Annotated in this window: 24 protein-coding genes; 14 read left to right on the forward strand and 10 right to left on the reverse strand. The window is 73.5% G+C overall.

From position 1 onward, the window contains the following. Positions 1 to 80: 80 nt before the first annotated feature. The gene (locus ACFVYX_RS28170; protein WP_317874403.1) at positions 81 to 281 is read right to left on the reverse strand and encodes a hypothetical protein; all 201 of its coding nucleotides are present in this window, start codon (positions 279 to 281) and stop codon (positions 81 to 83) included. Positions 282 to 736: 455 nt separating this feature from the next. On the opposite strand from ACFVYX_RS28170, the gene ACFVYX_RS28175 reads away from it, so the two are divergent. Together ACFVYX_RS28175 and ACFVYX_RS28180 are read left to right on the forward strand one after the other, a co-directional pair. Continuing rightward, positions 737 to 2,821, forward strand: a complete 2,085-nt coding sequence (locus ACFVYX_RS28175) for a SpoIIE family protein phosphatase (RefSeq protein WP_389684296.1) — start codon at positions 737 to 739, stop codon at positions 2,819 to 2,821. Between the two features lie 11 nt (positions 2,822 to 2,832). Further along, on the forward strand, positions 2,833 to 3,858 hold the full coding sequence (locus ACFVYX_RS28180; protein ID WP_389684297.1) for a PHP domain-containing protein: 1,026 nt from the start codon (positions 2,833 to 2,835) through the stop codon (positions 3,856 to 3,858). Between the two features lie 24 nt (positions 3,859 to 3,882). On the opposite strand, the gene ACFVYX_RS28185 is transcribed toward ACFVYX_RS28180, so the two are convergent. Together ACFVYX_RS28185 and ACFVYX_RS28190 are read right to left on the reverse strand one after the other, a co-directional pair. Then, positions 3,883 to 5,280 (reverse strand): NADP-dependent succinic semialdehyde dehydrogenase, encoded by a 1,398-nt coding sequence (locus ACFVYX_RS28185; RefSeq protein WP_389684298.1) that lies wholly within the window; start codon positions 5,278 to 5,280, stop codon positions 3,883 to 3,885. 121 nt (positions 5,281 to 5,401) lie between these two features. Next, on the reverse strand, positions 5,402 to 6,082 hold the full coding sequence (locus ACFVYX_RS28190) for a ThuA domain-containing protein (RefSeq protein WP_389684299.1): 681 nt from the start codon (positions 6,080 to 6,082) through the stop codon (positions 5,402 to 5,404). Between the two features lie 127 nt (positions 6,083 to 6,209). On the opposite strand from ACFVYX_RS28190, the gene ACFVYX_RS28195 reads away from it, so the two are divergent. After that, complete coding sequence (locus ACFVYX_RS28195; RefSeq protein WP_389684300.1) at positions 6,210 to 7,025, forward strand: DUF3626 domain-containing protein; 816 nt, start codon at positions 6,210 to 6,212, stop codon at positions 7,023 to 7,025. Between the two features lie 269 nt (positions 7,026 to 7,294). Beyond that, positions 7,295 to 8,101, forward strand: a complete 807-nt coding sequence (locus ACFVYX_RS28200; RefSeq protein WP_389684301.1) for a class II aldolase/adducin family protein — start codon at positions 7,295 to 7,297, stop codon at positions 8,099 to 8,101. Here the strand turns inward: ACFVYX_RS28200 and ACFVYX_RS28205 are convergent. After that, positions 8,065 to 8,721 (reverse strand): TetR/AcrR family transcriptional regulator, encoded by a 657-nt coding sequence (locus tag ACFVYX_RS28205; RefSeq protein ID WP_389684302.1) that lies wholly within the window; start codon positions 8,719 to 8,721, stop codon positions 8,065 to 8,067. The genes ACFVYX_RS28200 and ACFVYX_RS28205 overlap by 37 nt on opposite strands. A gap of 102 nt (positions 8,722 to 8,823) precedes the next feature. Here ACFVYX_RS28205 and ACFVYX_RS28210 point away from each other — a divergent pair, with 102 nt between their 5' ends. Genes ACFVYX_RS28210 through ACFVYX_RS28220 form a run of 3 tightly spaced genes read left to right on the forward strand, consistent with a single transcriptional unit; the run spans position 8,824 to position 13,344 of the window. Beyond that, positions 8,824 to 11,580 (forward strand): FHA domain-containing protein, encoded by a 2,757-nt coding sequence (locus ACFVYX_RS28210; RefSeq protein WP_389684303.1) that lies wholly within the window; start codon positions 8,824 to 8,826, stop codon positions 11,578 to 11,580. A 4-nt stretch (positions 11,581 to 11,584) separates the two neighbouring features. Then, positions 11,585 to 12,355, forward strand: coding sequence for a hypothetical protein (locus ACFVYX_RS28215; RefSeq protein ID WP_389684304.1), 771 nt, complete (start codon positions 11,585 to 11,587; stop codon positions 12,353 to 12,355). Then, entirely contained in the window at positions 12,355 to 13,344 is a 990-nt protein-coding gene (locus ACFVYX_RS28220) for a serine/threonine-protein kinase (RefSeq protein WP_389684305.1), read from the forward strand. The genes ACFVYX_RS28215 and ACFVYX_RS28220 overlap by 1 nt, the downstream gene beginning before the upstream one ends. A gap of 29 nt (positions 13,345 to 13,373) precedes the next feature. Here ACFVYX_RS28220 and ACFVYX_RS28225 read toward each other — a convergent pair whose 3' ends face one another. After that, a complete protein-coding gene (locus ACFVYX_RS28225; protein ID WP_389684337.1) occupies positions 13,374 to 14,738 on the reverse strand; it encodes a streptophobe family protein in 1,365 nt (454 codons plus the stop codon). A 246-nt stretch (positions 14,739 to 14,984) separates the two neighbouring features. Here ACFVYX_RS28225 and ACFVYX_RS28230 point away from each other — a divergent pair, with 246 nt between their 5' ends. Beyond that, entirely contained in the window at positions 14,985 to 16,349 is a 1,365-nt protein-coding gene (locus ACFVYX_RS28230; protein ID WP_389684306.1) for a DUF6777 domain-containing protein, read from the forward strand. A gap of 32 nt (positions 16,350 to 16,381) precedes the next feature. Next, positions 16,382 to 16,921: an FBP domain-containing protein gene (locus ACFVYX_RS28235; protein ID WP_389684307.1), complete on the forward strand. Its 540-nt coding sequence runs from the start codon at positions 16,382 to 16,384 to the stop codon at positions 16,919 to 16,921. Positions 16,922 to 17,011: 90 nt separating this feature from the next. Here ACFVYX_RS28235 and ACFVYX_RS28240 read toward each other — a convergent pair whose 3' ends face one another. Both ACFVYX_RS28240 and ACFVYX_RS28245 read right to left on the reverse strand, forming a co-directional pair. After that, on the reverse strand, positions 17,012 to 17,806 hold the full coding sequence (locus tag ACFVYX_RS28240; protein WP_389684308.1) for an alpha/beta fold hydrolase: 795 nt from the start codon (positions 17,804 to 17,806) through the stop codon (positions 17,012 to 17,014). 91 nt (positions 17,807 to 17,897) lie between these two features. Further along, the gene (locus tag ACFVYX_RS28245; RefSeq protein ID WP_389684309.1) at positions 17,898 to 19,106 is read right to left on the reverse strand and encodes an acyl-CoA dehydrogenase family protein; all 1,209 of its coding nucleotides are present in this window, start codon (positions 19,104 to 19,106) and stop codon (positions 17,898 to 17,900) included. A 137-nt stretch (positions 19,107 to 19,243) separates the two neighbouring features. Here ACFVYX_RS28245 and ACFVYX_RS28250 point away from each other — a divergent pair, with 137 nt between their 5' ends. Together ACFVYX_RS28250 and ACFVYX_RS28255 are read left to right on the forward strand one after the other, a co-directional pair. Further along, positions 19,244 to 20,449: a CaiB/BaiF CoA transferase family protein gene (locus tag ACFVYX_RS28250; RefSeq protein ID WP_389684310.1), complete on the forward strand. Its 1,206-nt coding sequence runs from the start codon at positions 19,244 to 19,246 to the stop codon at positions 20,447 to 20,449. 65 nt (positions 20,450 to 20,514) lie between these two features. After that, positions 20,515 to 21,186, forward strand: a complete 672-nt coding sequence (locus tag ACFVYX_RS28255) for a GntR family transcriptional regulator (protein ID WP_389684311.1) — start codon at positions 20,515 to 20,517, stop codon at positions 21,184 to 21,186. Between the two features lie 65 nt (positions 21,187 to 21,251). On the opposite strand, the gene ACFVYX_RS28260 is transcribed toward ACFVYX_RS28255, so the two are convergent. Next, positions 21,252 to 21,566: a hypothetical protein gene (locus ACFVYX_RS28260; RefSeq protein WP_389684312.1), complete on the reverse strand. Its 315-nt coding sequence runs from the start codon at positions 21,564 to 21,566 to the stop codon at positions 21,252 to 21,254. Beyond that, positions 21,563 to 22,009, reverse strand: coding sequence for an ATP-binding protein (locus ACFVYX_RS28265; RefSeq protein WP_389684313.1), 447 nt, complete (start codon positions 22,007 to 22,009; stop codon positions 21,563 to 21,565). Before ACFVYX_RS28265 ends, ACFVYX_RS28260 begins: the two co-directional genes overlap by 4 nt. Positions 22,010 to 22,175: 166 nt before the next feature. Here ACFVYX_RS28265 and ACFVYX_RS28270 point away from each other — a divergent pair, with 166 nt between their 5' ends. After that, a complete protein-coding gene (locus ACFVYX_RS28270) occupies positions 22,176 to 23,036 on the forward strand; it encodes a Scr1 family TA system antitoxin-like transcriptional regulator (RefSeq protein WP_389684314.1) in 861 nt (286 codons plus the stop codon). Continuing rightward, the gene (locus ACFVYX_RS28275) at positions 23,033 to 23,221 is read left to right on the forward strand and encodes a DUF397 domain-containing protein (RefSeq protein WP_389684315.1); all 189 of its coding nucleotides are present in this window, start codon (positions 23,033 to 23,035) and stop codon (positions 23,219 to 23,221) included. Before ACFVYX_RS28270 ends, ACFVYX_RS28275 begins: the two co-directional genes overlap by 4 nt. A 24-nt stretch (positions 23,222 to 23,245) precedes the next feature. Here the strand turns inward: ACFVYX_RS28275 and ACFVYX_RS28280 are convergent, their stop codons facing one another. Beyond that, positions 23,246 to 24,664 carry a hypothetical protein gene (locus ACFVYX_RS28280; RefSeq protein ID WP_389684316.1) on the reverse strand — a complete coding sequence of 473 codons (1,419 nt, stop codon included), beginning with the start codon at positions 24,662 to 24,664 and terminating at the stop codon, positions 23,246 to 23,248. A gap of 231 nt (positions 24,665 to 24,895) precedes the next feature. Here ACFVYX_RS28280 and ACFVYX_RS28285 point away from each other — a divergent pair, with 231 nt between their 5' ends. Beyond that, entirely contained in the window at positions 24,896 to 25,564 is a 669-nt protein-coding gene (locus tag ACFVYX_RS28285) for a hypothetical protein (protein WP_389684317.1), read from the forward strand. The last annotated feature ends 39 nt before the right edge of the window (positions 25,565 to 25,603 follow it).

Raw genomic sequence — 25,603 nt, forward strand, 5'->3', positions numbered from 1 at the left:
GCCCGCGGCCCCGGATCGGTACCTGCGATCCGGGGCCGACGGGTCGTGCGGAGGATTCCGGGGACCGGGCTCGGGCCGGTCTACGGCAAGAGCTCGTCCATGGAGGCGCGACCCTTCTCCGCCATGCGGCGTTCCGCCCAGGCGAGATTCTTCGGATTCACGTCACGGCCGGAGGCGAGGACCAGGTCCTCGGCCGTGAACTCGCCCTCCGAACCGGCGTGCAGCAGCCGGTCGGGCGTCGGGAAGTCCCCCAGGGACGTCTTGTCGGGCTCAGCGTTCATGCCGCCTCCTACGTGTTCTTCCGGCACTGGCCATTCTCGTGTCCGGCCACCCGGAGCGCATCCGGGGCGCGGTACGGGGCCGTCACCGGGGCTTCCAGGGAAGGGGGCGCCCGCGGGCTCGGGGGTGCGCGGGGGCGGGGCGGGGGCGGGGCGGGGCGGGGCGGTACGCGGTGTGACGGGCTGCCCACCACGACGTGACCGGCCGCCCACCACGGCATGGGGCGCGCACCACGGCATGGGGGCGCGCGCCACCGCGTGACGGCCGACCACCACGGCGTGACGGACGCGCACCGGCGGTCCCTCGGCGCCTCCCGGACACCCCCGCCGCCTCCCGCGTACCACCCACCCCCTCCACCCCCTCCGTCCCGGCGCCCGCCCGCCCCGGCGCGGCGAACTCGCGCCACGCCGTGTCATCGCCATGGCGTCGGCGGGGTGCTGGTTCGACAATGGGGGCGATGACCGACGACGACCGGCATGCGCGCAATGGAGAGATCGGGCCCGCCGAGTGGCTCGCCATGAACCGGACCGGCAGCTTCGACTGGGATCTCGACACGGGCACCATCGATGTCGACGAGTCCGGGCTGCTGATCTTCGGGCTGACCCCGGACGCCCACGACGGCCGGCCGGCGACGCTGGTCGAGCGTCTCGCCCCCGACGAGCGGGCCAAGCTGGAGGACGTCGTACGGCAGGCCGTGCGCGGCGGGGAGGTCTCGTACACCGCGCACTTCCCCATTCCGCAGGCCGACGGGCCACCCCATTGGACGCATGTGCAGGCGCGGATCCTGCGCTCGCCCGACGGATGGGCCCGGCGGATCGTCGGCATCGTGCGGGACACGACCGCCGAGGTCACCCGCTTCGCCTTCGTCCAGGAGCTGGAGAAGCGGCGCGAACTCCAGACGAGCATCGTCGAACGGACGACGAACGCCCTGTCGCGCGCGGTCACGGTCGACGACGTGACAGCCGCGCTGACCGGCCCCGGCGGGCTCGCCCGGCTCGGCGCGGACGGGCTCGCGCTCGGACTCGTCGAGAACGGCTCGCTCAACATCATCGCGCTCAGCGGCGAGTCCCTCGACGTGCTCGACGACCTCCGTGTCCGCCGCCTCGACCGGGAACTTCCCCTGGCGGACGCCGTACTGAGCGGGCGGCCCCGGTTCGTCTCCTCGTTCTCGTCGCTGGGCCGGGACTTCCCCGAGCTCGCCCCGTATCTCGGGCGTCTGCGCTTCCAGGCGGCCTGTTATCTGCCGCTTGTGGCGCAGGCGCGGTCCCTGGGCGGGATGGCGCTGTTCTACCGGGGCCGTACCTCGTTCAACGCCGACGAGCGCAACCTCGCGCTCGGCCTCGCGGCGATCGTCGCCCAGTCGCTCCAGCGGGCGATCCTCTTCGACGAGGAGCGGGAGCTCGCGACGGGGCTCCAGGCGACGATGCTGCCCCGCCGCATCCCGGAGATCACCGGCGGTGAGATCGCCGTCCGCTACCACGCGGCGTGGAGCGGCCGGCAGGTCGGCGGCGACTGGTACGACGTGATCCCGCTGCCCCGGGGCAGGGTCGGGATCGTCGTGGGCGACGTGCAGGGGCACGACACCCATGCCGCCGCCATCATGGGCCAGCTGCGGATCGCCCTGCGCGCATACGCGGGCGAGGGGCACGCCCCGTCGACGGTCCTGGCCAGGGCCTCCCGGTTTCTCGCCGAACTGGACACCAACCGCTTCGCCACCTGCACATACGCCCAGGTGGATCTGGGGAGCGGCACGTTGCGGGCCGTGCGGGCCGGGCATCTGGGGCCGATGATCCGCCACATCGACGGCCGCGTCGGACAGCCCAAGCTGCGGGGCGGGATGCCGCTGGGGCTCGCGACCTTCTTCGGGGACGAGGAGTTCCCCGAGACCCGGCTCGACCTGGTGCCCGGGGAGACCCTCGTGCTGTGCACGGACGGTCTCGTCGAGCAGCCGGGATCGGACATCGAGACAGGTCTCGCCGCGCTCTCGGAGGCGATCAGGAGCGGCCCGCCACAGGCGGAGGCACTCGCCGACCACCTCTCCGAGCGGCTGTGGGAGCGCTGGGGCTCGGGCGACGACGTGGCGCTCCTCGTGCTGCGCCGCAGCCCGGACCCGGGTACGCCGAGGGCGCCGCGCATCCACCAGTACATCCACCAGGCCGACCCGCAGGGCCTCTCCGACGCGCGTGCGGCGGTCGGGCAGGCGCTGCGGGACTGGGGCATGCCGGAACTGGCCGACGACGCCGAACTGATGACGGGTGAGCTGCTGGTCAACGTGCTGCTGCACACGGAGGGCGGTGCGGTGCTGACCCTCGAAGTGCTGCCCGAACCGGTCCGGCGGGTACGGCTCTCGGTGCAGGACCGGTCGAGCGCCTGGCCCCGGCGGCGCACCCCGGGGGAGGCCGCCACCTCGGGGCGGGGGCTGCTGCTGCTCGACGCGCTCGCCTCCCGGTGGGGGGTCGAACCGCGTGGCGAGGGCAAGGCGGTGTGGTGCGAGATCGGGCCGGTGCGGGTGCCGGCCGATTCCACTCCGAACGGTGCCTGAGGAGGTACGTCATGGATCCCGTGGCCGCGCTGAACCGGATCGCCTACCTCCTGGAGCGCGCCCAGGCGCCGGGATACCGGGCGAAGGCCTTCCGTACGGCATCCGACGCGGTCGCCGCCCTCCCCGAGGGCGAGGCGGCGCGGCGGGCGGAGGCGGGCACCCTGGAGGCGGTGAAGGGGCTCGGGCCGAAGACGGCCGCGGTGGTGCGGGAGGCGCTGGCCGGGGAGGTGCCGGGGTATCTGGCCCGTCTGGAGACGGAGCTGCAGGAGGCCCTGGCGGCCGGGGAGCCGGCGGCCGGGGGTGAGGCACTGCGGGCCGCGCTGCGCGGCGACTGCCACCTCCACTCGGACTGGTCGGACGGCGGCGCCACGATCGAGGCCATGGGCCGTGCGGCGGCGGGCCTCGGCCACGAGTGGGCGGTGCTGACCGACCACTCGCCCCGGCTCACGGTGGCGCGGGGTCTGTCGCCGGAGCGGCTGCGGGAGCAACTGGACGTGGTGGCCGCGCTGAACGAGGAGTGGGCGCCGTTCCGTCTGCTGACCGGCATCGAGTGCGACATCCTGGAGGACGGTTCGCTGGACCAGGAGCCCGAGCTGCTCGACCGCCTGGACGTGGTGGTCGCCTCGGTCCACTCGAAGCTCCGGATGGACGCGAGGGCGATGACCCGGCGTCTCGAACGGGCGGTGCGCAACCCGCTGACGGACGTGCTCGGGCACTGCACGGGCCGTCTGGTGGCGGGCGGGCGGCCTCGGCCGGAGTCCGAGTTCGACGCGGAGCGGGTGTTCGCCGCGTGCGCGGAGGCGGGGACGGCCGTCGAGATCAACAGCCGCCCGGAGCGGCTGGATCCGCCGCGCCGGCTGCTGCGGCTCGCCGTGGCGGCGGGCACGTACTTCGCGGTGGACACGGACGCGCACGCCCCGGGCCAGCTGGACTGGCAGATCCTCGGCTGCGCGCGGGCCGAGGAGTGCGGTGTGCCGGTCGACCGGGTGATCAACACGTGGCCGGCGGATCGGCTGCTGGAGTGGACGCGGTCCTGAACCGCCGACGGGCCCCGCCGGGGATCAGGCGCGCTGCCAGACGGTGGTCGCGTTGCAGAACTCGCGGATGCCGTGGCCGGAGAGCTCGCGTCCGTACCCGGAGCGCTTGATCCCGCCGAAGGGCAGCGCCGGGTGCGAGGCGGTCATGCCGTTGACGAAGACGCCGCCGGCCTCCAGGTCCCGGACGAAGAAGGCGAGGTCCTCCGGGGAGCGGGTCCAGACGTTGGAGCTGAGGCCGAAGGGCGAGTCGTTGGCGACGGCCACGGCTTCCTCGATGTCGCGGACCGGGTAGACGGTCGCGACGGGGCCGAAGGCCTCCTCCTGGTGGATCCGCATCTGCGGGGTGATGCCGGTGAGGACGGTGGGCCGGTAGTACCAGCCGTTCGCGAGGGAGGGGAACTCGGGGCGGTGGCCGCCGCACAGGACGGTGGCGCCGCGCCGTACCGCGTCGTCGACGAGGTCCTCCAGGTCGGTCCTGCCCCGCTCGGTGGCGAGCGGGCCGACGTCGGTGGACTCGTCGAGGGGGTCGCCGACGGTCAGGGCGTTCATGGCGGCCGTGAAGCGCTCGGAGAAGTCTTCGTACACGTCCCGGTGGACGATGAACCGTTTGGCGGCGATGCAGGACTGCCCGTTGTTCTGTACGCGCGCGGTGACGGCGGTCTTCACGGCGCCGACGATGTCGGCGGAGGGCATGACGATGTACGGGTCGCTGCCGCCGAGTTCCAGGACGGTCTTCTTCACCTCGTCGCCCGCGACGGCGGCCACGGCACGGCCGGCCGGTTCGCTGCCGGTGAGGGTGGCGGCGACCACCCGGGGGTCCCGCAGCACGGCCTCTACGTCGCGGGAGCCGATGAGGAGGGTCTGGAAGCAGCCCTGGGGGTATCCGGCGCGGCGGAAGAGGTCGCCCAGGTAGAGGGCGGTCTGCGGCACGTTGGAGGCGTGCTTGAGGAGGCCGGTGTTGCCGGCCATGAGGGCGGGTGCGGCGAAGCGGATGACCTGCCAGAGCGGGAAGTTCCACGGCATGACGGCGAGGATCGGGCCGAGGGGCCGGTAGTGGACGCGGGCCACGTCCGCGCCGGAGTCCTGGACGTCGCTCTCGGCCGGGTGCTCGTCGGCGAGGAGCTCCTCGGCGTGGGCCGCGTACCAGCGCATGGCCTTGGCGCATTTGCCTGCCTCCGCGCGGGCGGCGGCGATCGGCTTGCCCATCTCGACGGTGATGGTGCGGGCGATGTCCTCGGTGTCCTCGTCGAGGAGGCTCGCGGCGGCGCGCATGAGGCGGGCGCGGTCGGCGAAGGAGGTGGTGCGGTACTGGCGGTACGCCTCGTGGGCGGCGGTGATCCGCCGCTCGACCTCCTCGGGCCCGTGGGCCTCGTAGGTGCGCAGCGTCTCGCCGGTCGCGGGGTTCACGGTGGCGATGCCCATGACGTGTCTCCTCCTGCCATCGGCCCCCGTCTGCAACCTTCCGCCAAGCCGGGCGGAGCGCAACAGGGGCGGGGCGGTGGGGTGACCGAAAGGGGGCGGGGGCAGAGGACGCGGCCGCGCGTCAGGCGGTCAGCCAGGCCAGTGCGCCGGAGAGGTGTGCCCGGAAGACGGGATCGCGGTACGTCTCCGACGCGTGGCCCAGGGCGGTGAAGAAGACGCGCCCCCGGTCCACCTCCCGGCACCAGACGAGCGGGTGGTCCTCACCGTGGGTGCCGCCTCGGTATGTCGACTCGTCGGCCCGGGCGAGGACCCGTACGGGGCCGGCGCCCGGCGTCGCCCCGGTTCCGCGCGGGTCGGAGGTGAAGTTGTACCACTCGTCGGTCCACTCCCAGCGGGCCGGGAGCGGGGCGGTCGCGGGGTGGTCGTGGTCGTCGACGAGGACGAGGCCCGGCTGGATCTCGGGGTGGCCGTCGAAGCGGGTGCCGAGCAGTTCGCCGTAGAAGGGCCAGTCCGGCTCGGCGTTCGCCGCCGCGTGGACGGCGAGGAGGGCTCCGCCGCCCCTCAGGTACGCCTCGAAGGCGACGCGCCCCTCGGGTGTCAGGACGTTCCCGGTGGTGGAGAGCAGGACGACGGCGGCGCGGCCTGCCAGGCTCTCCGGGGTGAAGGCGTCCGGGTCCTCGGTGACCTCGGCCGAACGCCCGAGGCCGTGGGCCAGCTCCGTGAGCGCGGCGGCGCCGTCGGGGATCGAGTCGTGGCGGTAGCCCGCGGTGCGGGCGTAGATCAGGACGTCTGCGGTGGGCACGCGGTGGACTCCAGGAGAGGGCCGGTCGGGGCGGAGCGTCAGGACGGCAAGCGCTTTCCGCCCGGCGCCGACCGTAGCCACCAAAAACCCCGGGCCGCAACCCCTGCCGTTCCCGCACACTGCTCGGATGACGCCGCTCGACGCCCACGCCCGGAAGGCCCTCGCCCATGTGGCCGACGGCTCCGCCGGGGACCCGCTCGACCCCTCCCTGCGGGTCACCCTCAACTTCCATCCGCACTTCCTCCACCGGCTCGCGGACGAGGGCGTCTACCGCTCGCAGTTCGTCACCGGCACCGGCAACGGCGGCCTCACCGCCCACCCCGGCGGGGACCGTTGGCGCTGGGAGAGCCGCATCTTCGGCGGGGCGTACGACGAGGCCCCCGCGGACAGGCGTCCGGTCTACGGCGCCCTGAACTTCCGCCGCCGCCCCTTCGGCGCCGCCCCCCGCTTCGGCTCCGCCCATCTGCGGCTGACGGCCGCGGCCCTGGAGCGGGCGACCTTCTGCTACCCGGACAGCTTCCTGGAGCCCACCGACTTCGGCGTGGCGTCCCGCATGGGACTGATCGGACTCGCCGAGGCCGACGACATGGACCTGCTCGACGACTACATCGAGGCGCAGATTCACGGCCCGGTGGCGATCGCACGCGATGTGGAGGCGCTGGTCCTGGATCCGAGCCACCGGGGGACGGAGGTGGAGGCGGCCGCACGGCGGCTGCCGTGCCCCGTCGAGTGGCACGGCGGGTTCCGCCTCTCCATCGCCGAGCTGCGGCGGCACCCCGGTTTCCGGGGTCCGGAGTACGTGGAGCTGGGCGCGCTGATCGCCGTCGACGGGTGGCTCGACCCCCGGATCGTGCAGGAGGCGGCGGGCTCGGGGCGGTACGACCCGCAGGACGTGAAGAAGGTCTGGCACTGCCTGGCCCGGTTCGGTACGGCGGCCGCCTGAGGCGCCTTCGGGGCGCCGCCTCGGCCGGTTCCGTGCTCCGGCCCGTTCGAACCGTATGCGGGGCGCCGCCTGGCGGTGCGCCGACCGTTCGAACCGTATGCGAGGCGCCGCGTCACGGGTCGGTGCGCCGGCCGTCCGAGTCGTATACGGGGCGCCGCCCGGCCGGTCGGTGCGCCGGCCGTCCGAGTCGTCGTCCCGCGGTCCGTTGTCGTATCGGATACACGCCTGTATCTTTTGGCGCCGCCCCACCCGCTCACCGAGGAGCCGCCATGAGCACCGTGCCTCCCGCGCTCGCCGCCGCCGTCGGGCCCTTGCCCGACGGGGTCGTCCTGCCGCTGCCGCCCGCCTTCGACTCCGTCGAGGAGGAGCGCCGGTACCGCAAGGAGCAACTCGCCGCCGGTTTCCGGATCTTCGGGAGGTTCGGCTTCTCCGAAGGGGTCGCCGGTCACATCACCGTCCGCGACCCCGGCGACCCGAACGCCTTCTGGGTCAACCCGTTCGGCATGAGCTTCGGTCAGATCAAGGCCTCCGACCTGATCCTGGTGGACCACGAGGGAACGGTCCTGGAGGGCCGCCGGCCGGTCAACCGGGCGGCGTTCGTCATTCACTCACGGGTCCACGCCGCCCGGCCTGACGCCGTCGCCGCCGCGCACTCGCACTCTCTGCACGGCAAGGCGTTCTCCAGCCTCGGCATCCCGCTCGACCCGATCACGCAGGACGCCTGCGCGTTCTTCGAGGACCACGGGGTCTACGACGACTACCGGGGCGTGGTGAACGAGACCGAGGAGGGCGAGCGGGTCGCCAAGGCCCTCGGCGACCACAAGGCGGTCATCCTCAAGAACCACGGGCTTCTCACGGTCGGCCACTCCGTCGCCGAGGCCGTGTGGTGGTTCGTGACGATGGAGCGCTCCTGCCAGGCCCAGCTCCTCGCGATGGCGGCGGGCACGCCGCAGCTCATCGACCGCGAGACGGCGCTGCTCACCCGGGGCCAGGTCGGTGGTCACCTGGCCGGCTGGTTCCAGGCGCGTCCGCTGTGGGATCAGATCACCGCGTCGGACCCGGACCTCTTCGACTGACCGTCGGCACCCGCGATCGGCCGTGTCGACGCCTCCAGGAGCGGGGCGAGGAACTGCCGTTCCAGGCTGCCGGGCGGCAGGACGTCCGGTTCCACGTAGCTCTGGGCGAGACCGCCCTCGCGCAGGGCGATGAGGAGCCGGGCGAACCGGTCGGCCTCCACGGTCAGTTCGCGTCCCGCGCGGCGCAGGACGAGGGTGATGCCACGCGCGATCTCGGCCCGCAGCCGCTCGTCGTGACGCGCGAGCACCCAGGCGGCCTGCGGATCGCGGATGGCGTGCAGGGTGAACTCGGTGGTGACCAGGTACCAGTCGCGCTCGTCCGGTTCGACGCGGGCGGCGAGCTCCGCGAGCCGGCTCAGGGTGTACTCCTCCGCCGTCAGCGCGTCGATCGACTCGGCGAGCCGCCGCACGGTCCGGTCGCTGTGCTCGTCGAAGAGGGCGAGGAAGAGCTCCTCCTTGCTGGCGAAGTTCGAGTAGTACGCGCCCCGCGTGTACCCGGCGCGCTCACAGATCTGCTCGATCGTCGTCGCGTGGAAGCCGTGCTCGGCGAAAGCCTCCAGGGCGGCCTTCAGGAGCGCCGCGCGGGTCCGGGGCCGCCGCCTGGTGACACCTTTCGGCACGGGTGCTTCCTCCTTCGTCGGGGCCGCTTCCTGCGGCGGACGCCCACCCTACCGGCGCCCTCATCCCGGGCACGGACGAGCACCGGCGGATAAAATTCAGCCATGGGAGAGCGACCCGTCGCGCCCGCGGCGCCTGAATTGGTCCTCGAGATCGAAGGGGACGCCACGCACCTGGACCCGCACCGCGTCTACCGCGTCGGACGGGACCCCGCCAGCGACATCGTGCTCTCGGACGCCCGGGCGTCCTGGCACCACGCGGTGCTGAGCGCCGCGGGCGGCCAGTGGACCCTGGAGGACGAGGGCAGTACGAACGGCACCTACACGGATGGCCTGCGGATGGCCGGGCGGCGGGAGGTGGGCCCCGGCACGGTCGTACGGTTCGGGCATCCGGAGGAGGGGCCGCGGGCGGTGTTCTCCGCCGTGGCGCGGACGGGACGGGAGGAGGGCCAGGGACCGGCGGGCCTCGCGGAACCCCCCGACCGGGCGGGCCTCGCGGAACCCCCGGCCGTGACGGAACCCCCGGCCGTGGCGGAACCGCCGGTCCGGCCCGAACCGCCCGCCGCACCAGGCCCCCACGCCGCCCCGGAACCGCCCCCCGCCCCACCGGAGCCCCAGCCCGTCCCCGAACCACCCGCCGTCCCGGACTCCCCTGTCGTACCGGTCCCCCTGGCCGTACCGGAACCCCCGCCGTCCCAACCCGAGCCCCCGCTCCCCCGGCCGGAGCCTCGGCCTCAGGCGGAGCTTCAGCCTCAGAGTCGGCCCCCACTTGCCCCCCAGCCGGACGCCCCCCTGACTCCGCCCGCCCCCGACCGCCTCCCCCCGTCCGGGACACCACGGCCCCCCTCCGTCTCGTATCCCGCCGCCACCGGCACCTTCCGGCAGCCGACCTCCGTGCGGCCGCTGCCCGCCCACAGCATCCGGATCGGGCGGGCCCCCGACAACGACGTCGTCGTCCCCGACCTCATCGTCTCCCGGCGGCACGCCGAGCTCCGTGCCCATCCCGACGGCACCTACTGGATCCATGACCTCGGCAGTCACAACGGCACCTTCCTCAACGGCGCTCCGGTCGTCGACGCCCGGGTCACACCGGAGGACATCGTCGGCATCGGCCACTGCGCGTTCTGCCTGATCGGCGGGCAGCTCGTCGAGTTCACCGACACCGGCGAGGTCTCCCTCGACGTCCAGTCGCTCGCCGTCACCGTCGACCACGGCCGCAAGACGCTCCTCGACGAGGTGTCGTTCCCCGTGGGCCAGAAGTGCCTGCTCGGGGTCGTCGGGCCGTCCGGCGCCGGGAAGTCGACGCTCCTCGGCGCGCTCACCGGCCAGCGTCCCGCCGACCGGGGCACGGTGCTCTACGACGGCCGTGACCTGTACCGGGACTACGCCGAGCTGCGCCAGCGCATCGGGCTGGTTCCGCAGGACGACATCCTGCACCTGCAGCTCACCGTGCGACGGGCCCTCGGTTACGCCGCCGAGCTGCGCTTCCCCGAGGACACCGTGCCGGCCGAGCGCCGGGCCCGGGTGGACGAGGTGATCCGCGAGCTGGGTCTCGTGGAGCGCGCGCGGCAGCCGATCCACAGTCTCTCCGGCGGCCAGCGCAAGCGGGTGAGCGTCGCCCTCGAACTCCTCACCAAGCCGTCGCTGCTCTTCCTCGACGAGCCGACCTCCGGTCTCGACCCGGGCATGGACCGGTCCGTGATGCACATGCTGCGCGGGCTCGCGGACGACGGACGTACGGTCGTCGTCGTCACGCACAGCGTGCTCAGTCTGGACGTGTGCGACCGGCTGCTCGTGCTCGCGCCGGGCGGCAAGGTCGCCTACTACGGGCCTCCGGGGGACGCCCTCGGATTCTTCGGATTCGCGCAGTGGCCGGAGGCCTTCGAGGCCTTCGAGAACGACCGGGACCGCGACTGGGCCGGACAGTACCGGTCCTCGCGCTTCCACCGCCGGTACACCGCGGAGGCGACGGCCCGTCCGAACGTCCCCGTACCCGCCGCCGGCGCTTCCGCGCAGCCCGCGCCGGAGCCGGCCCCGCCGCCGAAGGCGCAGAGCTGGGGCTCCCAGCTGCGGACGCTCGTACGCCGGTACGCGGCGGCGCTCGCCGCCGACCGCACCTTCCTCGCCATCATGATCGCGTTGCCGTTCGTGATGGGCGCGATGGCGCGGGCCCTGTCGGAGGGCAGTCTCAACCCCGAGTCGACGCTGAACGTCCTGCTCATCCTCTGTGTCGGCGGAGTCCTCACGGGCGCGGCGAACGCCGTGCGCGAACTGGTCAAGGAGCGCACCATCTACCGGCGCGAGAGAGCCGTGGGCCTGTCCCGCTCCGCGTACCTCGCCTCCAAGACGGTCGTCCTCGGCCTGATCACGGTGGTGCAGGCGGTCGTCCTGACGCTGGTGGCCCTGATCGGCGTGCCGCTGAACGTGCCCGGCGGCAAGGGCGTCCTGCTGCCCCCGCTCGTCGAGATCACGCTCGCCGTCGCGCTGCTCTCGTTCACGGCGATGATGCTCGGTCTGCTCGTCTCGGCGCTCGTCCGCAAGGAGGAGGTGACGATGCCGCTGCTCGTCCTCCTCGCGATCGTTCAGGTGGTGTTCTGCGGGGCGCTCCTGACCGTACGGGGCACGCCGGTCCTGGAGCAGCTGGCGTGGCTGGTTCCCTCGCGCTGGGCGTTCGCGGCGATGGGCGCGACGATCGACATCGGGAAGGTCGCGCCGAGCGACAAGACGGCGGATCCGCTGATGCGTCACACGGCGGAGGCCTGGTTGTTCGACATGGGCATGATGGTGCTGCTCTGTCTCGTCCTCGGTCTGGTCGTGGCCCGGCTGTTGCGGCGCCACGAGCCGGTCGTGATGCGGAGGTAGGCCCGTGAGCGTTCCCGTACCCGAGTTCGTGCCGGACTTCCGGCCGACCCATGTCGTGCCGCGAGACGGCCTCGCCGCGTGGGAGGCGCCGGACCCCGCGCTGCCGACGGTGCCGCTCGACGCGTTCCTGCCGGTGCGTCTGGAGGAGCGGGCCGGCGACTGGGGGCGGGTCCTGTGCTCCAACGGCTGGACGGCGTGGGTCGACGCGCGGCTCCTCGTCGCCGTCCCCGACGACCCTCCGGCGGCGGGCGGGCCCCTCACCAGGACCGCCGATCCGCGCCCGCTGATCGCCCGCGCCCAGGACGCGCTCGGCCGCTACCGGCGGGCCGCGGAGGAGCTGGGGTCGGGACGCCTCGACGGCGAGCACTTCCGGCTGCGGACCCGCGGACTGCGGGTGGGCATGGTCGTCGACGGCGAGTCGGTGTGGCTGTACGACGCGGAGCACGAGCGCTGGGTGTACTGCGACGGCGTGGGGCTCAGTACGTACGCCGCTTCGGCCGCGCCCTCCCTCGCCGCCGCCTCCCCCGCGGGCCCGTTCGGGCGGTCCGGGGAACGCGCCGACGAGCGGCCCGAGGAACACGCCGGCGAGCGGCCCGAGGAGCGCGACGGCGCGTCCGCGCGGCCCCGGGAGCCCGGTCGCGAAGGGGCCGGTGCCCCGCCCCCCGTGCACGAGCCGACCCAGGTGGTGGTGCTTGGCGACCCGTCCGCGGCTGCCGGGCCACCGCCGCCGACCCAGGTCGTGGAACGGCCGCCCGGCCCGGCCGGTGAGGGCTGATGGCCGGCGGGCCGCTCGACGGACCCGGCCTTCCGGCGGGCCGTCCCTCGGGGCTCCTCGGCAAGGAGATCGCGGGCTACCGCGTGGAGGGCGAGATCGGGCGCGGCGGCATGGCGGTCGTCTACCGGGCGCGTGACCTGCGCCTCGGCCGGACGGTGGCGCTGAAGCTGCTCGCCCCCGAGCTGGCCCGCAACGACACCTTCCGCAAGCGCTTCGCGCACGAGTCACGGGTCGCCGCGTCGATCGACCACCCCCACATCGTGCCGGTCTTCGAGGCGGGCGAGACGGAGGGCGTGCTGTACATCGCCATGCGGTACGTGGCAGGGCAGGACCTGGTGGCCCTGCTCGACCGGGAAGGCCCGCTGCCGCCCGCGAAGGCGGGGCGGATCGCCGTGCAGGTGGCCTCGGCCCTGGACGCGGCGCACGCGCACGACCTGGTGCACCGGGATGTGAAGCCCGGCAACATCCTGGTCGCCGAGGGCACCGACCGCGACCACCCGGAGCATGTGTACCTCACGGACTTCGGCCTGACGAAGAAGTCGCTGTCGCTGACCGGCTTCACCACGGTGGGCGAGTTCGTCGGCACGCTGGACTACGTGGCTCCGGAGCAGATCTCCGGGAAGCCGGTGGACGGCCGCTGTGACGTGTACAGCCTGGCGTGCGTGGTGTTCGAGACCCTGGTGGGGGCTCCGCCCTTCCGCCGCGACACCGACTGGGCGGTGCTGTGGGCGCAGCAGTACGACCCTCCCCCGCCGCTCTCCGAGGTGCGGCCGGGGCTGCCGGAGGCGGCGGACGCGGTGTTCGCGAAGGCGCTGGCGAAGACGCCCGAGGAGCGGTACGGGACGTGCCTGGAGTTCGTCTCCCAACTGCGCGGTGCGCTGGGCGCGGGCGGGAGCGGTACGGGGTCCGTGGTGACGAAGGGCCCGGAGCCGCTCGGCCCGCCGCCGGACCCGCCGGCGTGGGCGCGGCCGGTCTTCCGCGAGCTGTAGGGAGCCGGACGGGCGTTGCCGGCCCGTCGCTACCCGTGGGGCGGCGGGGGCGGAGAGGCCGGCGGCTCCTCGATCTCGCCCTTGCGGCGGACCTTGGTGGCGAGGAGCCCGCCGAGGAAGCCGAAGAACAGGCCCCAGAGGAGGGCCAGGCCGACCGTCTTCCAGATGTGCGGGCGCAGGAGCACCTCGCCGCCGAGGGAGCCGAGGTCGCCGATGCCGAGGATCGAGAGGCCGAAGCGGGCCTCGACGAGCGTGAGCGGGGCGACGACCAGCATCGTCAGCGCGAACGCGACCCCCAGGTGCACGGCGTGCTGCCACGGCCGGATCCGGGCCGGTGTGCGGACCGCCGCGGCGAACGCGACGGCGAGCACCAGGACGGCGGCGACGGGGAGCAGCCACCAGGCGCGCCCGTCCTGCGCGGCGAGCGAGTTCAGGTCGACGGTCGAGAGGTCCGGGGTGTCGCCCGTGCCGCCGCCCCCGCGCAGGACGGCGTCGAGGATCTGCGGCATGGGCAGGCCGAAGGGGCCCTCGGCCCGGCCTTCCCAGGAGCCGCCGATGCCGACGCCGAGGGCGAGCCAGGTGACGTTCGGCAGGCCGAGCAGGAGGACGGCGAAGGTCTCCGCGGCGTGCCCCCTGGTCGCGGCGACGACCACACCGATGACCAGGCCGACGACCACGTACGCCAGAAGCAGCTGGAGCATCGCGTGGGCCGCGGGCCGGACGGGTTCCTGGTAGCGGACGAGCCGGGGCGGCAGCGGTGTCCTGCGGGAGACGAGGAGCGCGACGACGAGCACGCCCAGGATCCACAGGAGGCCGTGGAACAGGGTGGGCCCGAGAGCGGTGCGGAAGCCGACGGTGGGGTTCACGGCGTCGAGGAGCTCGCCGAAGAGGTCCTCGAGGCCGCCGCTCTGTTCCTCCCCGCCGCCGAGGGTGATCCGGAAATCGTGCCGGGCGAGCGCGGAGGCTCCGGCGAGCGCGATCAGCCAGAGGACGACGGTGCTCGCGGCACGCAGCAGGAGTTCACGGGTGCTGGTGACGGCGTGGTGCCGCAGGGGGCGGAGGAAGCAGTAGCCGGTGACCAGTGCGCCCACCAGGGTGACGGTGAGCGGCATGGCGCTGAGGTCGGCCTGGGTTCCGGCGAGGGCTCCGGCGTCGCCGGAGAGTTCGACCGTGCCACCCGCGGCCATGACGACGACCGCGGCGAGGACGGCGGCGAACCCGCCGGGCAGGTCGGCCGCGCCGGCGGCCCAGAGGCCGAGGCCGGCCGTGACGCCCATGGCGAGATACCCGGCGACCACGGCCGCCAGGGCCTGGAGGCCGATGCGGGCGAGAAGCCCGCTGGAGGTCGCGGCGGGTCGCGTGGAGGTGGGGAGCTGACTGCTCACGCTGACCACGCTAGTACCGGTGCGGGTCGGCCGCTTGCGGACGGTGGGGTGGAGGTACGCGTACGTCCACCGGAGCGTCGCCGTCACGCGTACGTCCACCGGTGCGCTGCCGTACTCGTACGTCCACCGGAGCGTCGCCGTCACGCGTACGTCCACCGGTGCGCTGCCGTACTCGTACGTCCGCCCGAGCGCTGCCGTACCCGTACGTCCAGTCGTGTTCCTCCGCTTGCGGGAGGCCACCACGCGGCGCACACAATGGGCGCGGAACGGAAGAAAGGGAAAAACGTGACTTCCCACCCGCCGTCCGGCCCCCCGTCCGGCCCCCCGTCGGTCCCTCCCGCAGGTCCCCCCTCAGGCCCCTTGTCGGGCCCGAGCACACGCCCCGGGACCGCCGGCCCCCCGCCTCCCCCCGGACCGCCCTACGACGGTTCGGGAGGAGGGCCGGGCGGCGGCGGTTCGTCCGGCGGCTCCGGGAGCGGCGGCGGAAGCAGCCGTGCGGAGCCTCCCGGCGGCGGCGACAGGGGCCCCTGGTGGCGTTCCGTCCCGAAGGTCGCCTCGGTCACCGCCGTCGTGGTGGCGGCCGCGGCCCTGGCCGTCGTCCTCACCAACCGCCCCGACGGCGGCGGCTCCGCCGGGTCCGGCGGCGGCGAGGTCTTCCTCCAGAACGCCGCTGCGGCCGGCCCCGACCCGTTCACACCGTCGACGGCCCGCACCGGCGACGCGTCCGCCTCGCCGGCCTCGCTGCCGCCCCGGACCGCTCCGGCCACCACCGAGATGTCGGGGTCGACGCCCGGCCTCTACGGCGGGACGAAGGCGGCGGCCAGCTGCGACGTGGAACAGCAGGTGCGCTACCTCTCGGGCGAGCCCGCGAAGAACGCGGCATTCGCCTCGGTCGTGGGCGTCTCCGCCGGGGACGTACCCCGCTATCTGCGCTCCCTGACCCCCCTGCAGCTCCGCGTCGACACGCGCGTGACGAACCACGGCTTCCGGGACGGCTCCGCCACGTCGTACCAGGCGGTGCTCCAGGCCGGGACGGCGGTGCTCGTCGACGGCCGGGGCCTGCCCCGGGTGCGCTGTGCCTGCGGCAATCCGCTGACCGATCCGGTGCCGCAGAAGGCGCCGCGGACCACGGGGACGCCGTGGCAGGGGTACAGCTCCTCCCGGCAGATCGTGGTGACGCCCTCCGTGACGGTCGTGAACGTCTTCGTGGTGTACGACCCCGAGGACGACGGCTGGTTCGCGCGGAGGCACGGCGACACCGGCCGGCACGACAAGCCGGCCCCGCCTCCTCCCCCGCTGCCCTCCGCCTCCCCTTCGACCTCGGCGACGTCGCCGTCCCCGCCCACCTCGGCCTCCACGTCCCCGTCGACGCCGACCTCCTCGCCGCCGACGTCTCCCCCCGACACGTCGCCGTCGACCGACACGTCCCCGCCCGATTCGTCGCCGTCGACCGAGTCGCCGGCGCCGGAGTCGGCGCCCGAGTCGGCACCCGTCACGGAGACGTCGGCGGATCTGACCACGAGCGAGTCGACCGACCGGTCGGCCTCGGTCAGCTCCCCCGCGTCCGGCTCCGCGCCGTCGTCCCCGGCAGGCGTGGGCATGGCCCCGCTCTCCGGCTGAGGAGGAACCGCGGGCCGGGCGGTCATATTCGGATGCCCGCCCGTGAGGGTCCGTGTACGGTCCACCGAGTGGAATCACTGACCGACAAACAGATCCGCTCGTCCTTCGTGAACTGCACCAAGGGCGAGGCGGCGCGCCTCAAGCTGCCGCTCGACTTCGCCGAACTCCCCTGGGACGACCTGGACTTCCTCGGCTGGGTCGACCCGGGCGCGCCGCTGCGCGCGCACCTGGTCGTCCCCCGCGCGGACGGGCCGGTCGGCGTGACCCTGCGCGTACCGGCCGCCGGCCGGACCAGCGCCGTGAAGTCGAGCATGTGCCAGGTCTGTCTGACCGGACACGCCTCCTCGGGCGTCACGCTTCTCGTGGCGCCCCTCGCCGGAAGCCGTGGCCGCGAGGGGAACACCGTCGGGATCTACCTCTGCGCGGATCTGGCCTGCTCCCTGTACGTCCGGGGCAAGAGACTGCCGAAGCTGCGGGGCCGGCGCCATGAGGAGTCCCTCACGCTCGACGAACAGGTCGCCCGCCTGACGGGGAACCTGGACGCGTTCGTCGACCGGGTGACGACGGGCTGACCTCCGGCACACGAAGGGGCCGGACCCGCCCATGCCGGGTGGGTGCGGCCGCTTCGCGCGGTGGTCACTTCCCGCGCCGGGTGTCCTCGCTCAGCGCCCGGCGGCAGCCAGGCAGAAACCGCGCACCGACCGGTTGAACTCCTCGGGCCGCTCCAGGTTGCTGACGTGCCCGGCGCCGGGAATCACGACCAGCTCGGCATCCGGGATCGCTTCCTGGAACTGCCGTGCGACGGCCTGCGGCGAGCGCACGTCCAGCTCTCCCCAGAGCAGAAGGGTGGGCACCGAGACGGTGGGCAGCAGATCCCGCTGGTCCGTCTCCGCCATCAGGGCCAACTGCGTCCGCAGGGTTTCCGGGCGTACGGCGGCCGCCATCGCGTCCAGCAGCGGTGCGTACGCGGCAGGCGGCTCGCCGGCGAACAGTCCGGGCAGGGTCGGATCGAACCCGCCGCGCGGCGCGGCCAGCATCCGGCGCGCGCCCTCGACCCGCGTCCGCACCTCCTCCGCCGGCAGAGAGCCCTTCCAGCCCGCGTAGGTGTCGGCCAGGATCAGCGTCCTCACGAGGTCCGCGTGGCGGCGGTAGAACTCCAGGGCGAGCGTGCCGCCCCAGGAGAGTCCGGCGATGTGCGCCGGACCGAGCCCCAGCGACTCCACGACACCCGCCAGACAATGGGCGTAGTCGGCGAGCCCGAAGGACCCGGGTATGCCGGAGGAGCGGCCCGCTCCCGGCTCGTCCCAGGCCACGACCGTGAAAGCGTCCGCCAGGGCGTCGAGTTGCGGCCGCCAGACGCGGGCGTCGTACGCCGCACCGTGCAGGAACACGACAGGCGGCCCTTCGCCCACGCGGTCGTAAGCGACTCCCAGCCCGTTGACCCGCACCATGGCCATGACCTCAGGGTAGGCCCGCCCCCCGACACATGCGCGGGTGAGAGGCCCCCGGGGCGAAGGGAGCACCCGGGGGCATCCGTACTCCTCCGGATCAGCGGAAGGCCTGTTCGCCGGTGAGTGCCTTGCCGATGACCAGGGAGTGGACCTCGCTCGTGCCCTCGTAGGTGAGCACCGACTCCAGGTTGTTGGCGTGGCGCAGCACCGGGTACTCCAGGGTGATGCCGTTGGCGCCCAGGATCGTGCGGCACTCGCGGGCGATGGCGATGGCCTCGCGGACGTTGTTCAGCTTGCCGACGCTGACCTGCTCGGGGGTGAGCGCGCCCGCGTCCTTGAGGCGTCCCAGGTGGAGGGCGAGCAGCATGCCCTTGCCGAGTTCGACGGACATGTCGGCGAGCTTCTGCTGCGTGAGCTGGTACGAGGCGAGGGAGCGGGAGAAGACGGTCCGGTCCCGGGCGTACGAGATCGCCGTCTCCAGGCAGTCGCGGGCGGCGCCCAGCGCGCCGAAGACGATGCCGAAGCGGGCTTCGTTGAGGCAGCCGAGCGGGCCGGAGAGGCCGCGGGCCTCGGGCAGCATCGCGTCCGCGGGGAGGCGCACGTCGTCAAGGACCAGTTCGCTGGTGACGCTCGCCCGCAGCGAGAGCTTCATCTTGATCTCGGGTGCGCTGAAGCCGGGGGTGCCGGCCGGGACGAGGAAGCCGCGGACGCCTTCCTCGGTGCGGGCCCAGACGACGGCCACATCGGCCACGGAGCCGTTGGTGATCCACATCTTGGTGCCGTTGAGGATCCAGTCGGAGCCGTCGCGCTTGGCGTGGGTGCGCATGGCGCCCGGGTCCGAGCCGGCGTCGGGCTCGGTGAGGCCGAAGCAGCCGATGCACTCGCCCGCCGCCATCTTCGGCAGCCACCGCTGCTTCTGCTCCTCGGAGCCGTACTTCCAGATGGCGTACATGGCGAGGGAGCCCTGCACCGAGACCAGGGAGCGCAGTCCGGAGTCGACGGCCTCCAGTTCCAGGCAGGCGAGGCCGTACGCGACGGAGTTGGTGCCGGCGCAGCCGTAGCCCTCCAGGTGCATGCCGAGGACGCCGATGCCGCCGAGGGTGCGGGCGAGTTCGCGGGCGGGGATCTCGCCCTTCTCGAACCAGCCGGCGACGTGGGGGCGCAGCTCGCGGTCGGCGACGGCGCGTACGGTACGGCGGATCTCCCGCTCCTCGTCGGTCAGCAGTCCGTCGACGGCGAGCAGGTCGAAGGGGTGGACGGGAGCGGAGCTGGACTGCGACTGCGACTGCGACTGCGACGACTTCACGGACGGCCTCCTGGCGGCTGCGGCAACTCGGCGTGCCGAAGCGTAGCGCCCGACCGGATATTGGATCCAGTATTGAAAATCCAATGCTCCTGGCCGTACGGTCCGAGCGGATCCGATCGCCAGCGAGGGAGAGCGGAATGCGCGCAGATCAGCCGCACACACCGGCACCGGAGGGCGGCGGCGCCCTCTCCGGGATCGTCGTCGCCGACTTCGGCCGGGTGCTCGCCGGGCCGTACATGACGATGCTCCTCGCCGACCTCGGCGCCGACGTGATCAAGATCGAGCGGCCCGGTTCGGGCGACGACACGCGCGCGTGGGGACCGCCGTTCGCCGCCGGCGAGGCCACGTACTTCCTCGGGGTGAACCGGAACAAGCGCTCCGTCGCGCTCGACCTCACGGACCCGGAGGATCTGGCGGCGGCACGCGCGATCGTGGAGCGCGCGGACGTCCTCGTGGAGAACTTCCGGCCCGGCACCATGGAGAAGCTCGGGCTCGGCTACGAGGACGTACGGGCGGCCAATCCGGGGCTCGTGTACTGCTCGGTGACCGGTTTCGGTACCGCCGAGGGCGCCCGCCTGCCCGGCTACGACCTGCTCGTCCAGGCCATGGGCGGCCTCATGAGCGTGACAGGCGAACCGGGCGGCCGGGGGACGAAGGCCGGGGTCGCCCTGGTCGACGTCATCACCGGGCTCCACGCGGGCCTCGGCGTCCTCGCCGCCCTCCGCCACCGGGAACGCACCGGCGAGGGCCAGCGGGTCGAGGTCTCCCTCCTCACCTCGCTCCTCTCCGCGCTCACAAACCAGGCCGCCGCCCACCTCGGCGCGGGCGTCGTTCCGCGCGCGATGGGCAACCGGCACCCGAGCATCGCCCCGTACGAGGTGTTCGAGGCCCAGGACCGGCCGCTGGTGCTCGCGGTGGGCAACGACCGGCAGTTCGGTTCCCTCTGCGAACGGCTCGGCCTGTCCGGACTCGCCGAGGACCCCCGCTTCGCGACCAACACGGCCCGGGTCGCCCACCGGGAGGAGCTGGTCGCCGCCCTGGCCGGACCGCTGGCGACCCGTACCGCCGACCGCTGGTTCGAGGAGCTCACCGCGGCCGGCGTGCCGTGCGGGCCGATCAACGACCTGGCCGCCGCCTTCGACCTCGCCGACCGGCTGGGACTCGCCCCACGGGTCCCGGAGTCCGCGGCGGGTCCTGGCCAGGTCGCCCATCCGATCCGGCTCGACGCGACCCCGCCCTCCTACCGCGCCGCTCCCCCGCGCCTCGGCGAGCATACGGACGGCCTGCTCATGGAGCTGGGACGGGCTGTCCACAGGGGCTCGGCGGCGAACGGCCGCGCGTAGGAAGATGGTCGCCACCCGTGCGGAGACGGGCGGGTGGCGAACGAGGGAACGGAAGGTCACAGGCGATGAGCAGCGCGGTGCAGAAGAGGCGGCCGCAGACCGCCCAGCAGTTCGTCCTCGAGGAACTGCGGCGCGCCATCACCACCGGAGAGCTTCGCCCCGGCGGGCAGATCCGCCAGGACGCCCTCGCGGCCCGGTTCGAGGTGAGCCGGGTGCCGCTGCGCGAGGCCCTGAAGGCCCTGGAGGCCGAGGGTCTGGTGGTGCATCACATCCACCGCGGCTACTTCGTGGCGGAGCTCTCGCTGGCCGACCTGGAGGAGATCTACCGGATCAGGGAACTCCTGGAGACGGAGGCCGTGCGCATGGCCGTACGGCGGATGCCGGAGGGCACGGTGGCCACCCTCGAACGCATCCAGCGCGAGGTGGAACGAGCCGCCGACGAGGGCGACGTACCGGCGATGGCCGAGGCGAACCGGCTCTTCCACTTCACACTGATCGAGGCGTCGGGCATGCCGCGCCTGGTCCGCCTGATCGCCACTCTGTGGGACTCCACCGACGCGTACCGCTCGCTCTACTACACCGAGGGCCCGCACCGGAAGCAGGCGGTACGCGAACACCGCGCCGTCATCTCCGCCCTCCGCCACGGCGACGAGGAAGCCGCCGTCCGGTGGCTCGACGAGCACCGGGCGCACGCGGTGGCGGCGCTCCGTGACGTCCTGGACCTGGAGCGGGGCTGAGACTCGGCCCTCGCCTGAATCACCGCCGCGGGCGTCATTCTGCGGATGGACCCGGTGTCACGCGGTCAACGGGAAGCCTTCGTCTCGGCCTTGAACAGAGGGCGGTCCAGGCCGTCGGCGAACTCCAGGACTCCCGCCTGCCCGTCGGGCACCCGCACGATGGTGGTCCCTCGTACGAACTCACCGGGCCGGGGGTCCGGTTCGGTCAGCAGGTTGTCCTCGACGAGGCCGAGCGCGGCGCAGTTCCCGCTGGTCTCCTGGTCGACCTTCGTCGTCTCGCCGTCCTTGCCGGTCCAACGAGCCCTGGACAGATGTGAGGTGTGCTCCCCCGCATCCAGCTTCCTCCCGGACCACGCGGACCGCGGATCGGCGGGCCTCACTGCCCCGGTGGCAGGCCGGGGCCGAGGGACGCCCATACGGTCTTGCCGCCGGGTGGGTACGGGACGACGCCCCAGTCGTCGGCGAGGGCGGCGACCAGCGGCAGCCCCCTGCCGCCGTCCCCTTCGCCTCCGTCCGGCCGGACCATGGCCGGCAGCCGGTCCCCGCGCGCGTCGGTGACCTCGATCCGGAGCCCGCCGTCCGCCGGGTCGAGTGCGAGACCGAGCCGGAAGTCGCGCCCGGGAAGCCATCCGTGGAGTACGGCGTTCGCGGCGAGCTCCGCGACGACCTGCTCCGCACGTTCCGTGACGTCCTGTGCTGCGTCCCAGTCGTGGAGTTGCGCCACAGCCAGGAGCCGGGCGAGACGCGCGCCACGCCGGGTGGACGAGAGAAGCTGAGTGAAGGTGTGCGGGGACGAGCGGAGTTGAGGCGTCATCGGGTCCATGGGGCCAGAGTGACGCCGGCCCACCGGGCTCCGCGAGAGCCACACCCCGTACGCACTGTCAGCGTACGGGCACCCAGGGTGGACAGTACGGCCCCTCCGCCGTCACGCTGAGTAGGCCGACCGCGGGAGCTGCCGCGGGTGTACGTGGAGGTGGCGGCGTATGAGCATGGTCGAGGCCGAGAGCGATGACGGTGCACGGGCCCAGGAAGGGGAGCGGGAACCCGATCCGTCGGACAGTCTGCGGACGTTCGGCGCCGTGGTCCAGGCCCTGCGCGAACACGCGGGCCTCAGCCGGGTGGACTTCGGGGCGCGGGTCGGGTTCTCCAGACACACCGTGGAGTCGGTGGAGCTGGGGCGCCGCATGCCGGACGAGGCGTTCGTCGAGAGCGCGGAGGAGGCCCTCGGGAACACGGGGGCGCTCCGGAAGGCGGCCCGGTACCTGACGCGGGGCGAGCCGGGGCTCGCGGCGTGGTTCCGGCGGTGGGCACGCCTGGAGAAGGTGGCCGTCAGCCTGTGCACGTACGAGTGCCGGCTGGTGCCGGGGCTGTTGCAGTCGCCGGCGTACGCGCGGGCGGTGTTCGAGGGCACGATCCCGTTGCTGACCGATCAGCAGCTGGAGGCGCAGCTCGCCGCGCGGCTGGAGCGGCAGCGGATGATGCGCGAGCGGCCGACGGTCCCGTTCAGCTTCATCGTGGAGGAGCATGTCCTGCGGCGCCGGTTCGGCGACGCCGAGCAGATGCGGGAGATGCTCGATCGCGTACTGGAGCTCAGCGCTCCGCGCAATGTGACACTGCAGGTGGTGCCGCTGGAGGCAGGGTTGCACGCGTGCCTGGACGGGCCGGTGCGGCTCTTGGAGACTCCGGAGGGGAAGCGGCTCGGATATTCCGAGGGACAGCAGAACGGGCGCCTGATCACGGACCCGAAAGAGGCGAGCCTCCTCTGTCAGCGCTATGAAACACTGCGCTCGCAGGCCCTGAACCCCATGGAATCGCGGGGTCTGCTGGAGCGACTGCGAGGAGAGCTATGACCACCACGACGGAACTCGCCTGGTTCAAGTCCAGCTACAGCGGCAGCCAGGGTGATGACTGCGTAGAGGTCGCCGTAGCCGAACAGGCCGTCCACGTACGGGACTCCAAGGACGTGAGCCGCCCCGCCTTCGCGGTCGGACGCGAGGGCTGGGGCCGGTTCGTGCGGTACGCGGCGGAGAAGTAGCCGGGACTCGTCCGCCGCGCGCGGTCAGTCGGAGGTCACGCCCGGCGTCCGTGCACCCGCGCGGCGGGCGGCGCCTCCCAGGAGGAGGAGCGCCGACACGACGGCGACGGCCCAGGGGGCGCCGCCGGCCGAGTGCTCCGGGTCGACGAACATGCTCGCGGAGAACAGGCCCAGGAACGCGCCCGAGGCCACCATCCCCGTACCGGCGGGCAGGGAGCCCGCCGTGCGCCAGCGCCTGCGCGGAACCCACAGGCGCAGGAGGTCCGCCAGCATGGCCAGGGCGGCGAGCCGGGCCGTGATCCTGAACCACAGGGGGTCGGTGGCGTCGTCGCCCGTACCGAGGACGGTCGTCACCCCGAAGAAGACCATCGGGACGAGCCAGCCGAGGCTCGCCCGGACGCCGTCCAGGGCGGTGGGGTCCGGCGCGGCTGCGGCCGCGTCGGGGGTCGCGCTCGCCGGGCGCGCCTCCGCGCGGGGAGCGGCCTCCGGAGCGCGGGGAGCCGGAACGGCGGGCACGGCCGGGGCCGGCCTGAGTGCGCGGGAGCGGGACCGCCGGTCGCGGAGCCCCAGGTCGCCGAACCGGTCGACGTGGGCGGCCAGTTCGGCCTGGAGGCCGAGCAGACGCTCGGCCGTCGCGTCGAACTCCGCCCTGCGGCGCGCGGCTTCTTCCGCCGCCTCCCCTTCGGTGACGGCAAGGCGTTCTAGGGCCTCGGTGTGTACGTGGACGGCTTCGGCACGGGCGGTCGCGGCGAGCTTCGGCGCTTCGTCCAGTTCGGCCCGGAGCCGGACCCGCTCGTTCTCGATGATCTCGGCGATACGGTGCCGCTGGTCCGCCGGCAGCTCGTCGGGCGCGCGGGATTCGGCACGGGCGAGGGCCGCCTGTCGCCACTCCATCAGCGGGCGGCCGCGATGTTCGCCGATGCCGTTGACGTGGACCTTGCGGCCCTGTGTGCGGTGGATGTACAGCACCTCCCCGCCCTTGCCGTTGGGGGCCTTGCCCCAGGAGACACGCCGGAAGTCGGCGGCCGTCCTGACTCCCTGGGCGGCGAGGTCGCGGACGAGGCCACTGCCGATGCCGTTCACCTGGCTCGCGGTGAGGTGCGTGCTCCGGAGCGCCTGGTCGACGGCCTCGCGCCGCAGCACGGCGAGTGCCCTGCGCTCCTGGCTTTCGCGCTTCCCGTCGAGTCCGTTCAGCTTGCCCGTGAGCGACCGCTCGCGCTTGACCTGCTTCTCGTGAACGCGCTGAAGCGCCTTCCCGTGCCGCGCTTCGGCCCGGTCGCGGTCCCTGGCCTCACGGTTCAGTCGCTGCCGGTCCGAGATCTCGAACGCCCGCCGTTTCGAGAGGAGACGCCGGTGCGCCCGGACGGACTCGACGATCCGCCGGCGCTCGGCGCGTATCTCCGAGGGCGTGGTGTCGCGCAGGGAGGTGGTGCTGTCGGTCAAGAGGAGCTCACTCAGCGGTTCGGTTGTGGTGTGGCCGGATACGCATGATGCCAGTGCGGCTCCACCCCGCGAAGGCGCGGGCCGGGCGTCCGCAACCGCCATGCCCGATGGCGCGTCTTCGGCCCTGCCGGTCGGTGCACGGACGGCGGGACACACGAGGGGGAAGCTGCGATGTTCGGAATCGGCAGAGGGGCGAAGCGGGGAGCGGTGGCGCGCGGAGCGGGGCTGGTCATGGCTCTTTCGCTGGCATCGCTCACGGTGGGATGCCAGGGCCCGGAGGACGGCGGAGAGGGGTCGGGTTCCTCGCCCCGGAAGCCCTCCGCCACCTCTAAGGCTCCCGGTGGCAGGCCGACCGGGGGCAAAGAATCGGCCAAGCCCTCGCCGACCACGTCGAAGAAGAAGCCCGGGAAGGGCGCCTCGGCGGCCGCGCTCTCCTGTGACCAGCTGCGGAACGCCGAACTGCAGGGGCCTTCCCTGCGGCTGCCCGACGCCCCCGAGGGGGGCATCGCCTTCACCGACGGCCGGTGGGAGGGCGACGGTGTGGCGGTCGAGCTCCAGCCGCAGTGCGGCATCGGCGATGTGACGGGCGATCCGGCGGCGGACGCCGTGGCCGCCGTGAAGGTCACAACCGGCGGCACGGGCCGCTTCTACGGTCTCGTCACCTGGCGCAACGACGGCGGGACTCCCGTACCGGCCGCCGCCGCCTCGCTCGGGGACCGCACACCCGTGGTGTCGATCGACGCCTCCACGCCGGCTCCGCGGCAGGCGACCGTCGTCTACCTCACCCGCGGGGACTCCGACCCCGCCGCCGTCGTGACGATCCGGCGCACCGCCGTCTACCGGGTCGCGGAGCCCGCCATGACCGAACTGCGCCACAGCGACGCCCCGTACACCCCCTGAGGCGTACGCCCGTCCCGCCGCCCGGCTCGCACGGCGGGC

Origin of the sequence: Streptomyces sp. NPDC058326 (assembly GCF_042879855.1) — a bacterium.
Lineage (GTDB): Bacteria > Actinomycetota > Actinomycetes > Streptomycetales > Streptomycetaceae > Streptomyces.

Bases quoted from the DNA above. Each gene is read 5' to 3' on its own strand.
- ACFVYX_RS28170 (WP_317874403.1), bottom strand. From the start codon at position 281: ATGAACGCTGAGCCCGACAAGACGTCCCTGGGGGACTTCCCGACGCCC.
- ACFVYX_RS28185 (WP_389684298.1), bottom strand. From the start codon at position 5,280: ATGGGCATCGCCACCGTGAACCCCGCGACCGGCGAGACGCTGCGCACC.
- ACFVYX_RS28180 (WP_389684297.1), top strand. From the start codon at position 2,833: ATGGATCCCGTGGCCGCGCTGAACCGGATCGCCTACCTCCTGGAGCGC.
- ACFVYX_RS28200 (WP_389684301.1), top strand. From the start codon at position 7,295: ATGAGCACCGTGCCTCCCGCGCTCGCCGCCGCCGTCGGGCCCTTGCCC.
- ACFVYX_RS28250 (WP_389684310.1), top strand. From the start codon at position 19,244: ATGCGCGCAGATCAGCCGCACACACCGGCACCGGAGGGCGGCGGCGCC.
- ACFVYX_RS28285 (WP_389684317.1), top strand. From the start codon at position 24,896: ATGGCTCTTTCGCTGGCATCGCTCACGGTGGGATGCCAGGGCCCGGAG.
- ACFVYX_RS28275 (WP_389684315.1), top strand. From the start codon at position 23,033: ATGACCACCACGACGGAACTCGCCTGGTTCAAGTCCAGCTACAGCGGC.
- ACFVYX_RS28220 (WP_389684305.1), top strand. From the start codon at position 12,355: ATGGCCGGCGGGCCGCTCGACGGACCCGGCCTTCCGGCGGGCCGTCCC.
- ACFVYX_RS28175 (WP_389684296.1), top strand. From the start codon at position 737: ATGACCGACGACGACCGGCATGCGCGCAATGGAGAGATCGGGCCCGCC.
- ACFVYX_RS28270 (WP_389684314.1), top strand. From the start codon at position 22,176: ATGGTCGAGGCCGAGAGCGATGACGGTGCACGGGCCCAGGAAGGGGAG.
- ACFVYX_RS28255 (WP_389684311.1), top strand. From the start codon at position 20,515: ATGAGCAGCGCGGTGCAGAAGAGGCGGCCGCAGACCGCCCAGCAGTTC.
- ACFVYX_RS28240 (WP_389684308.1), bottom strand. From the start codon at position 17,806: ATGGCCATGGTGCGGGTCAACGGGCTGGGAGTCGCTTACGACCGCGTG.
- ACFVYX_RS28265 (WP_389684313.1), bottom strand. From the start codon at position 22,009: ATGGACCCGATGACGCCTCAACTCCGCTCGTCCCCGCACACCTTCACT.
- ACFVYX_RS28235 (WP_389684307.1), top strand. From the start codon at position 16,382: ATGCCCGCCCGTGAGGGTCCGTGTACGGTCCACCGAGTGGAATCACTG.
- ACFVYX_RS28195 (WP_389684300.1), top strand. From the start codon at position 6,210: ATGACGCCGCTCGACGCCCACGCCCGGAAGGCCCTCGCCCATGTGGCC.
- ACFVYX_RS28230 (WP_389684306.1), top strand. From the start codon at position 14,985: ATGGGCGCGGAACGGAAGAAAGGGAAAAACGTGACTTCCCACCCGCCG.
- ACFVYX_RS28210 (WP_389684303.1), top strand. From the start codon at position 8,824: ATGGGAGAGCGACCCGTCGCGCCCGCGGCGCCTGAATTGGTCCTCGAG.